We start from the raw sequence: 9,474 nt of genomic DNA, 5'->3' as shown, positions 1-9,474 counted from the left end.
GGAAAAGGCGTTTGTTAGAATGTTTGCAGGACGTTTTGACGCGTTGGGCCAGAAATTTGAGAATATCTATCTGCTGCGAAACGAACGGGTGCTCAAGTTAATTGACTCCATAGGGCGGGCGTTCGAGCCGGACTTTATCCTATTTTGCAAACAGAAATCGGGCAAAGAGCTAACCTATCAGGTCTTTATCGAGCCCAAGGGCAGTCATTTGGTAGCAAACGACAAATGGAAAGAGGACTTCCTCAAAAACATCCGCGATGCCAAAAAGACGCTCAAGATTGATACCGATAAATATCTGATAACTGGCGTCCCGTTCTATAACAACGAGAACGAGAACGAATTCAAAAAGACGCTGGAAGAGACACTAGGGCTTTAGAAATATTAGGGAGCACCTCCGGAACACGACTCTAACCATCAAGCTGTGGTCAAATCATCGCGTTAAACGTATTATCACTATACCCCCCGCACTGGATGCGGAGCTCTGCGTCACCGTTGTGCTCTTGCCTCCCAGGGCTCCGCGTCAAGCGCGGAGCACAAGCGGTCAGAAACTCATTTCGTCATAGATACGGCTGACATCGCCGTTCCATTCGCCGTGATAGCGCTCGAGCAGCTGGGCGGCCGGGGATTTGCCCCGGGCGACGACTTCGCGCAGCGGATCGAGGAAGCCGCTTTCATTGTCGCCGCTGGTGTTGAGGCGATTGCGGGCGGTGAGGCCGGCGGAGGATATGTTGAGGATTTCCTTCGCCAGATCGTTCAGTTTGCCGCCACCGGGGATGGGTGCATCGAGCCCAAGCTTCGGGACCGCGCTGCGCAGCGCTTCGCGCTCTTCCATGGTCCAGTCCTTGACCCGGTCCCAGGCCGCATCGAGCGCGGTCTGGTCATAGAGCAGGCCGACCCAGAAGGCGGGCAACGCGCAGATCCGGTTCCACGGACCGCCGTCGGCGCCGCGCATCTCGAGGAAGCTTTTCAGGCGCACCTCCGGGAAGGCGGTGGACAGATGGTCGGTCCAGTCCGACATGGTCGGCTTCTCGCCCGGCAATACGGAGAGATTGCCTTTCAGGAAATCGCGGAAGCTGAGGCCCGCGGCGTCGATATACTGGCCGTCGCGGAAGACGAAATACATCGGCACGTCGAGCATATATTCGGCGTAGCGTTCGTAGCCGAAGCCGTCCTCGAACACGAAGGGCAGCATGCCGGTGCGGTGCGGGTCGGTGTCGGACCAGATATGGCTGCGAAAGCTCTGGTAGCCGTTGGGCTTGCCCTCGGTGAAGGGCGAATTGGCGAACAGGGCTGTGGCCAAGGGTTGCAGGGCCAGGCCGACGCGGAATTTCTGCGCCATGTCGGTTTCGCTGGCATAATCGAGATTGACCTGGATCGTACAGGTGCGCAGCATCATGTCGAGCCCGAGATTGCCGACCCGCGGCATATGGTCGAGCATGATCTTGTAGCGGCCCTTGGGCATGATCGGCAATTCTGCGCGGGTCTTGTCCGGCCACATGCCCATGCCGAGGAAGCCGGTACCGGTTTTCTGTCCGATCGCCTTCACCTGCTGCAAATGGCGGCCGGTTTCGTTGCACGTGTCGTGCAGTGATTCGAGCGGGGCTCCGGAAAGTTCCAGTTGTCCGGCTGGCTCGAGGCTGATGGCGCCATCGCTGCCGGCCATGGCGATGACCTTGCCATTTTCTTCCACCGTCTCCCAGCCGAATTCCCGCATGGCGAGCAGCAGGTCCCTGATGCCGCCGGGTTCGTCATAGCTGGGCGCATGATGGTCGGTGGTGGAATAGACGAATTTCTCGTGCTCGGTCCCGATCCGCCAGCGATCCTTCGGCTTTTCGCCGCCGATCATTGGCTCGATCAACTGGTCGATATGCTCGATCACAGGATCGTTGCTGTCTGAAACCTGTCTGGTGCTCATGATTCGCCCCTAGGAAATGATCAGCGGCCGGGCCACTGAAAAAAAGCTGCTTCGCTGATAGCATTTGTTGCTTGTCATAGCAGCCAGCTGACAGCGGCAAAGCCGCCGACGAACAGGATCCCGACCGCGGTGGTGGCAATGGCGAAATTGCGGTCGATCCACAATTTCATCGGTGGGCCGAAATAGCGGAGCAGCACGGCGACCAGAAAAAACCGCGCCGAGCGGGAGAGGATCGCCGCGCCGACCAGGATATGGAGCGGCATGGCGGTGCTGCCGGCCGCGATGGTGATCACCTTGAACGGCAGCGGCGTGAAACCTGCGAGGAGGACCACGACCCAGCCCTGGTCATTGAAATTCTGGGCAAAAACATCGAACTTGTCGGTGACGCCGTAGAATTCCAGAATCGGCATGCCGACCGTCTCAAAGACAAAATAGCCGATGGCATAGCCGAGCAAGGCGCCCAGCACCGAAGCGATGGTGCAGATCAGGGCGTACCAGTAAGACCGCTCGGGTTTCGCCAGACACATCGGTGCCAGCATGACATCCGGCGGAATCGGGAAGAAGCTGGATTCGGCAAAGCTGATCCCGGCCAACCACTTGCTGGCTTGCCGATGGCCCGCCTTGTCGAGCATCCATAGATAGAGGCGTTTGAGCATTATTATTTTACCTCAGGTGCCGGGCGGGCGCATCCGTGCTCTTGGCTGTCATGCCAATAAGGCGCGGCGGCCGCCATCCGTTTTTTGTGGCGGCCTTGCCTCGCTCCGCTGGGTGATTCCCGGACATCGATGCAAGGAAAGGACTGGTACGGGGAAGCCGAACAGGCGGATGGCTGCGCCGAGCGCCCGGTTTTCAAATGGTCCATCGTCTAGTGGCCCGGTGCGCCGGCGACATCTTCGAGCAATTCCTTCGGTGTCTCGCGGCCGTGGTCGGTGCCGGCGGTGCGATTGCCTTTCGCCAGGGCGAAGACGACGCCGGACAGCGCCAGCAAACCGATGATATTCGGCAAGGTCATCGCCGCATTGGAAATATCGCCGAGACGCCAGATCAGTTCCAGTGGAGCGAAGGAGCCGATGAAAATCACGATGCACCACAGGACCCGCCAAGTGAAATGCAGCCGGTTTTCCCCGGTCAGGTTCGACCCGGGAATCAGTTCATAGAGATAGGTGATCGCCCGCTCGCCATAATAGCTCCAGGTCAGCAAGGTCGTGAACACGAACAGGATCAGCGCCACCGATACGATCATCGTGCCGATCGGAATGCCCAGAACCGGGAAGGGGAAGGCCGCTGCATAAGCGCCGGAGGTCATGGCGAAGCCGTTGAGGTCCGATTGCCAGGCATGCTCGACCACCTGTTTGACGCCATTGGCATCGGTATAGGTGAAATCGCCGGCCACGGTCAGCATGACCAGTGCGGTCATCGTGCAGATGACCACCGTGTCGATGAAGGTTCCCATCATCGCAAAGCGGCCCTGCGCGGCGGGGTCATTGGTTTGTGCGACCGCGTGCGCGATCGGGGTCGAACCCTGACCCGCTTCATTGGAGAAGAGGCCGCGCGCGACACCGGCGCGGATAGCCATGATGATGGCCGCACCGAGAAAGCCGCCGCTGGCCGATTGGGCGTTGAAGGCACCGCCGAAAATGCGGCTGAAGGTTTCCGGCAGGTCGGGCAGGTTGATGAGGATCGCGATCAAGGCCATCAGCAGATAGGCGCCGGCCATCCATGGAACGATGGTTTCGGCGACGCGGCCGATGGATTTGATCCCGCCGATGATGACGATGAAGACCGCAACCGCCGCCGCAGCGCCGCCGACCCATTCTTCCACGCCAAACAGTTCGTTGGCGCTATCGCCGAGGCTGTTGGCCTGAATGCCGTTGCCGGTGACCAGCGCGGAAAATAATGTGCCGAGACAGAATAATATCGCCAGCCATTTCCATTTCGGGCCAAGGCCGATGGTGATGTAGCTCATCGGCCCGCCGCGATAGGTGCCGTCTGCGGCTTGCGAACGGTAGCGAATGGCGAGCGATCCTTCGGCAAAGGCCAGGGCCATGCCGAACAGGGCGGTCACCCACATCCAGAAAATGGCGCCTGGCCCGCCCAGCGTAATCGCCGTGGCGACGCCAGCAAGATTGCCGGTGCCGACCTGACCTGACAAGGCTGTGGATAGCGCCGCGAACGGAGAAATCTCGCCAGCTCCTGGTTTCGACGACTTTTTGAACAGTCCCGCCATCGATGGAAACAGACGGCGCAGCGGGTAGCCGCGAAGGCCGATCATGAAATAAACGCCTGCACCGAGCAAGATCACCACCATCGGCGGCAGCGGCAGGATCTCTACCCCTTCCCAGGTGCCACCCCAGATGAAATCCGAAACATTGGTGACGGGCGCGATCGCCGCTTCAAAGCCTGAAACCGGTGCTGCACTCACTAAAATTCTCCCCGATGGCGCGCGGACGCGCAAGTTCCTGTTGGCCGGCAGGATTAGCAGGCGGATGGTTTTTGGCAAATGCTTTTGCCAAATGGTCGCGAGCGCTTATGTTGGCGGGAAACCGGAAAATCGGATGGAGTCTGAACGATGCAAAGCCTGTGGGTGAGGAAAGATGATCTGGCGCAAACGCGCTGGCAGGAGAGCGAGGCGCCGGCATTGGCGGAAGGGCAGATTTTGCTGGCGGTCGAAAAATATGCGCTGACCGCCAATAATATCACCTATGCCGTGGTTGGTGATGGTTTTGGCTATTGGAATTTCTTCCCGACCGGCGATGACCAATGGGGGATTGTGCCGGTCTGGGGATTTGCCAAGGTGGTGGCTTCGCAGCATGCCGACATCGCAGTGGGCGAGCGGGTCTATGGCTATTTGCCGATGGCGAGTCATTTGCGGGTGACGCCGGCCCATGTGCAGGATGGCGGCTTTGTCGACGGTGCTGCGCACCGGCAGGGGCTGGCGATCATTTATAATCAATATCACCGGCTGGGTACGGCGGAAGACGCGTTCGAGGCGGAGCGCGCGATTTTTCAGCCGCTGTTTACCACGAGTTTCCTGATCGAACATTTCCTGCGCTCGCATGACTGGTTCGGGGCGGAGGCGCTGGTGATGACCAGCGCATCGTCGAAAACATCGCTGGGTCTGGCGATGGTGGCCAGGAATCTGAGCCCGGCGATCCACCGCGTCGGCCTGACCTCGACGGTCAACAAGGGCTTTGTCGAGAAAAGCGGGCTGTATGACGAAGTTCTGGCCTATGAAGATCTGGCGTCGGCCGATGCCGACCGGCCCACGGTTTCGGTCGATTTCGCCGGTAACGGGCCGTTGCTGGCCGCGATCCATGCGCGCTGGGGCGACAATCTGAAATTCAGTTCGCTGGTCGGCGCCACGCATGTCGAACAGCGCGGTGGCGGCCAGGATCTGCAGGGGCCGAAGCCGGAACTGTTTTTCGCGCCGACCGCGGCGGAGAGCCTGATGAAGGAGATCGGAGCGGCCGAATTCCGGTCCCGGGTGGAAAAGCAGTTTACCGAATTTGTCGCCGGTGCCGGTGCCTATCTGACGATCGAGGATATTAGCGGACGGGAGGCCTTGCAGTCCGTCTATCTGGCGATGCTCGCCAATGAGATTGCACCCAGTCGCGGCCTGATGTGCCATCATCAACCGGTTGGTGCTTGATTGTGCCACGCTAGACCGGATAAGATTCTCTGACGGGTCGCACCAACGGGGTAAATGACGTGGCGGAACCAACAGAAAAGCCGGACCTGAGTCGGCACGCCCTGTTCGACGGCGTGGCATTGGAAGCACTGGAGGCATTGCAATCGGTCTCCGAAATGCGCCAGATCGCCGGCGGCGAGGCATTGGTGCGTCAGGGGGACGATGCCGACGCGCTCTATTTTGTCGAATCCGGCCGGTTCCGGGTGGTGGTCAACCAGATGCGGATTGTCGCCCATATCGAGGCCGGGGAAGCGTTGGGAGAACTGGCCTTTTTCGCGGGTGGCAAGCGGACAGCCGATGTTGTTGCGATGCGTGATTCCAGCGTGCTGGAAGTCTCGCGGGAGGCGTTTGACGCGATTGCCCTCAGCCATCCGGAACTGAATGCGGCGATGCTGAAGCTGGTCTCTGCCAGGCTTGCGGTGGCGACGGCGCGGACCGCATCGATCACAGCGAAAAACCCGCGGGTGATTGCGCTGCTGCCCGCCGGAAACAGCCAGATGCCCGACGGTTTTCTGGCGCGGCTCGCGGTGGCCTTTGAATCCGTGGTGCGGGCCGAGACGCCGGTAGTGCCGCTCGACCGGGGGACGAGCGAGGCGGCGGATGCCCATGAATATCAGGCATGGCTGGCGGAACAGGAGGCGAAGGGCGCCTATGTCCTGATCGACGGCAGCGGATCGGAAGGCTGGGGCCAGATGGTCTGTCGCAACGCCGATGCGCTGGTGATGGTGGCGCGGCCGGGCCAGACCGAGCCCGAACCCAATGCGATGGAAGAAGCCGCGATGCAGTGGATCGCGGAGCCGCAGCGCAGCCTGCTGTTGCTACGCACCAGCGCCAGCAAGACGATCAGCCGCAGCGGCGAGTGGATCGATCCGCGCGCGCCCCAGCTGCACCATCATGTCGCGCTCGACACGGACGCGGACTTTGCCAAGGTCGCCCGCTTCCTGACCGGCCGGGCGGTCGGCGTGGTGCTGGCCGGCGGCGGCGCCATGGGCTGCGCTCATCTCGGTGTCATCCAGGCGCTGCGAGATGCCGAGATTCCGATCGACTTCATCGGCGGTGCCAGCGCCGGGGCGGCGATGGGCGGGGCGATTGCCAGGGGCATGACGGTGGAGGAAACGCTCGACCAGATGGAGATGATGTTCATCCATGCCAAGGCGATGAAGCGCTTCACCCTGCCACTTTATTCGCTGCTCGATCCAACGGTTTTCGATAGCGAACTCAGAACCCGCTATGGCACCCGGGATATTGCCGATCAGCCGATCAATTTCTTCGGCGTCTCGACCAACCTGTCGACCAACGGCCTGCATATCCACCGGCGCGGGCCGCTCTGGGAATGTGTCCGGGCCTCGGGTTCGCTGCCGACGATCTTGCCGCCCTTCATCGACAGTGACGGGAATATTCTGGTCGATGGCGGCGTGCTCGACAATGTCCCGGTCAAGGTCATGCACGGCATCAAGACCGGACCGAATATCGTGGTGTCGCTGGGCGACCCCAATGAGGTCTGGCGGACCGATGCGCTCTATGACGATATTCGCGGCCGCTGGTCGCTGCTGCGGGACGTGATCCTGCGCCGGAAGCGAAAGGCGGAATTCCCGTCGATTGTCGAAATCATGTCCCGCTCAATGGTGGTGGCGAGCCGGATGGCATCAAAGGAAATGCTGGGCGATCAGGACATATTGGTGAACCCGCCGATCATCCCCAATATGCAGATACTGGACTGGCATCTGGGCCGGGAACTGGCGGAAATGGCGGCTGAATATATCAGCGAGGAAGTACTGCCGAGCAGTGGCTTCAAGGAACAATTTACCAAATAGGTGAAAAATAGCTTGACAGCGTCACGCTATTTAGGTACAAATCAGGAACATCGCGAAAATGTGATTCGGGCCGAAGGCTCTGGATGACCGCGCCGAGCAGGCGAGGACGTCCAGACCGGAAGGCCCTTTTTTATGCCCGGACGGTTCGCGCCGTTTCGGTACGGAGTAGATTATGTCCAAATCAGCAGTCAGGGGATATTACGACGACAAGCGGAAACTCAAGTTCCTGAAATATCTCAGCAACAGCTCGCATGTAGCGGCATCAGCCAAAGCGGCCGGCGTTTCGGTTTCGACCGTATATCATTGGCGCAGCCGCGATCCGGATTTCTACAAATATTGGATGCAGGCTCTGGCGGTCGGTTATGAGCTGCTCGAAATGGAATTGCTCGACCGCGCGCGCAACGGCACCGAGAAACATGTTTTCCATGCCGGGAAAAAAGTTGCGACGGTGAAGGAATTCAACGACGGCCTGGGTGTCAAACTGTTGCTGGCGCACAAGCAGATGGTAGCGCTGACCCGCACGTTGGAGGATAATATCAGCCCAGAGCAGGTGCGCGCCAGCCTCGACCGGAAACTGGGTGATATGCGAGCCAAGCTGTTGCGCCGCCGGGCGCTCGCCGACGGGCAGGGGAAACCATCGACGTCCGCCAATGATGATTGATTTTACCGAGGCGGAACTTTTTGCCGAATGGACGCCAATCGAACGCAGCGTGTTTCTGTCCAGTCTTAGCAAGCAGGAGCAGCAGGACTTTCTCTATCATTGGAATATCTGGGCGCGGCCGGCACAAAGACCTCCCGCTGGAGACTGGCCGGTCTGGCTGATCATGGCGGGTCGGGGCTTTGGCAAAACCCGGGCGGGGGCAGAATGGGTGCGCGGCATTGCCGAAGGTGATGGCAGCGCCCGCTTCGCTTTGGTGGGAGCCAATTATGCCGAAACCCGGACCGTCATGGTTGAAGGTCAAAGCGGCGTGCTATCGATCGCGCCACCCGGTCAGCGCCCCGTCTGGGAGCCGTCGCTGAAGCGGCTGACCTGGGACAATGGCGCGCAGGCGCATCTCTATTCGGCGGCTGAACCAGAAGGGCTGCGGGGGCCGGAACATAGCCATGCCTGGTGCGACGAAATTGGCAAGTGGATGAACAACGCCGGGCAAGCGGAAGCGGCCTGGGACAATCTGAAAATGGGGCTGCGCGTTGGTTTCCGGCCGCAGATTGTCGCGACCACCACACCGCGCCCGGTTGCCCTGATGCGGGCGCTGATTGGCAGCAAAGGACCGGTGATCACGACGGGCCGGACCTATGAAAATGAACTGCATCTGCCTGAGGCCTTTCTCACCGCGATGATCGCAGATTATGCTGGAACGCGGCTGGGGCGTCAGGAGCTGGATGGCGAACTGATCGAGGAGCTGGAAGGGGCTCTGTGGACAAGAGCGATGATCGAGGGGTGTCGGGTTGGTGCCGTTCGTGTCGAGCGCAGTCGAGACACATTGGCCTCCACTAACGGGTCTCTCGACTACGCTCGAGACGAACGGGAGGCTGGTTTCTCCCGCATCGTCATCGGTGTCGATCCGCCGGCGTCCAAAACCGGAGACGCTTGCGGGATCATCGTCGCCGGACTGGGCGTGGACGGCAAAGCCTATGTGCTGGCTGACTGCAGCGTCGAAAAGGCCAGCCCGGAAACCTGGGCGCGACGGGTTGCCGATGCAGCCGAGCGGTGGCGTGCCGACCGGGTTATAGCCGAAGCCAATCAGGGCGGGGCGATGGTGAAATCGGTGCTGCACGCGGCGAAGATTTCGCTGCCGGTGCGGTTGGTCCATGCCTCGCGCGGCAAGGTTGCGCGGGCGGAGCCGGTGGCGGCGCTGTATGAAAATGGCCGGGTGCATCATGCTGGCGCATTCCCGACGCTCGAGGACGAGATGTGCGGGCTGCTGATCGGCGGCGGCTATGAAGGGCCTGGCCGGTCACCGGATCGGGCGGATGCTCTGGTGTGGGCGTTGACGGAGTTGATGTTGGGGAAACGGCGGGTGCCGCGGGTGCGGTAGTGGTGCCCCTGCGCAGGC

8 protein-coding genes are annotated in these 9,474 nt (G+C 60.6%); 5 read left to right on the top strand and 3 right to left on the bottom strand.

Going from position 1 to position 9,474, the window contains the following annotated elements:
- Nucleotides 1–376 (top strand): hypothetical protein (locus tag ACEW8J_RS03415; protein ID WP_373490231.1); only part of this gene is annotated, 376 nt, incomplete at its 5' end.
- Nucleotides 377–541: 165 nt separating this feature from the next.
- On the opposite strand, the gene ACEW8J_RS03410 is transcribed toward ACEW8J_RS03415, so the two are convergent.
- The 3 genes from ACEW8J_RS03410 to ACEW8J_RS03400 all read right to left on the bottom strand — a co-directional run bounded on the left by ACEW8J_RS03410 (nt 542) and on the right by ACEW8J_RS03400 (nt 4,337).
- A complete protein-coding gene (locus tag ACEW8J_RS03410; protein WP_373490230.1) occupies nt 542–1,915 on the bottom strand; it encodes a glutamate--cysteine ligase in 1,374 nt (457 codons plus the stop codon).
- Between the two features lie 74 nt (nt 1,916–1,989).
- A complete protein-coding gene (locus ACEW8J_RS03405; RefSeq protein WP_373490229.1) occupies nt 1,990–2,571 on the bottom strand; it encodes a YqaA family protein in 582 nt (193 codons plus the stop codon).
- Nucleotides 2,572–2,780: 209 nt separating this feature from the next.
- The gene (locus ACEW8J_RS03400) at nt 2,781–4,337 is read right to left on the bottom strand and encodes an alanine/glycine:cation symporter family protein (protein WP_373490228.1); all 1,557 of its coding nucleotides are present in this window, start codon (nt 4,335–4,337) and stop codon (nt 2,781–2,783) included.
- 147 nt (nt 4,338–4,484) lie between these two features.
- On the opposite strand from ACEW8J_RS03400, the gene ACEW8J_RS03395 reads away from it, so the two are divergent.
- The 4 genes from ACEW8J_RS03395 to ACEW8J_RS03380 all read left to right on the top strand — a co-directional run bounded on the left by ACEW8J_RS03395 (nt 4,485) and on the right by ACEW8J_RS03380 (nt 9,456).
- A complete protein-coding gene (locus ACEW8J_RS03395) occupies nt 4,485–5,564 on the top strand; it encodes a DUF2855 family protein (protein ID WP_373490227.1) in 1,080 nt (359 codons plus the stop codon).
- 59 nt (nt 5,565–5,623) lie between these two features.
- Nucleotides 5,624–7,417 (top strand): patatin-like phospholipase family protein, encoded by a 1,794-nt coding sequence (locus tag ACEW8J_RS03390; RefSeq protein ID WP_373490226.1) that lies wholly within the window; start codon nt 5,624–5,626, stop codon nt 7,415–7,417.
- Nucleotides 7,418–7,589: 172 nt separating this feature from the next.
- A complete protein-coding gene (locus ACEW8J_RS03385; RefSeq protein WP_373490225.1) occupies nt 7,590–8,078 on the top strand; it encodes a hypothetical protein in 489 nt (162 codons plus the stop codon).
- Entirely contained in the window at nt 8,071–9,456 is a 1,386-nt protein-coding gene (locus tag ACEW8J_RS03380; protein WP_373490232.1) for a DNA-packaging protein, read from the top strand. Before ACEW8J_RS03385 ends, ACEW8J_RS03380 begins: the two co-directional genes overlap by 8 nt.
- The last annotated feature ends 18 nt before the right edge of the window (nt 9,457–9,474 follow it).

This window comes from Parasphingorhabdus sp. (genome assembly GCF_041748495.1).
Taxonomy (GTDB): Bacteria; Pseudomonadota; Alphaproteobacteria; order Sphingomonadales; family Sphingomonadaceae; genus Parasphingorhabdus.
Note: the sequence above shows the minus strand (reverse complement) of the source record. Positions and strands in the feature narration are given on the sequence as shown.

Bases quoted from the DNA above. Each gene is read 5' to 3' on its own strand.
- ACEW8J_RS03410 (WP_373490230.1), bottom strand. From the start codon at position 1,915: ATGAGCACCAGACAGGTTTCAGACAGCAACGATCCTGTGATCGAGCAT.
- ACEW8J_RS03385 (WP_373490225.1), top strand. From the start codon at position 7,590: ATGTCCAAATCAGCAGTCAGGGGATATTACGACGACAAGCGGAAACTC.
- ACEW8J_RS03395 (WP_373490227.1), top strand. From the start codon at position 4,485: ATGCAAAGCCTGTGGGTGAGGAAAGATGATCTGGCGCAAACGCGCTGG.
- ACEW8J_RS03380 (WP_373490232.1), top strand. From the start codon at position 8,071: ATGATTGATTTTACCGAGGCGGAACTTTTTGCCGAATGGACGCCAATC.
- ACEW8J_RS03405 (WP_373490229.1), bottom strand. From the start codon at position 2,571: ATGCTCAAACGCCTCTATCTATGGATGCTCGACAAGGCGGGCCATCGG.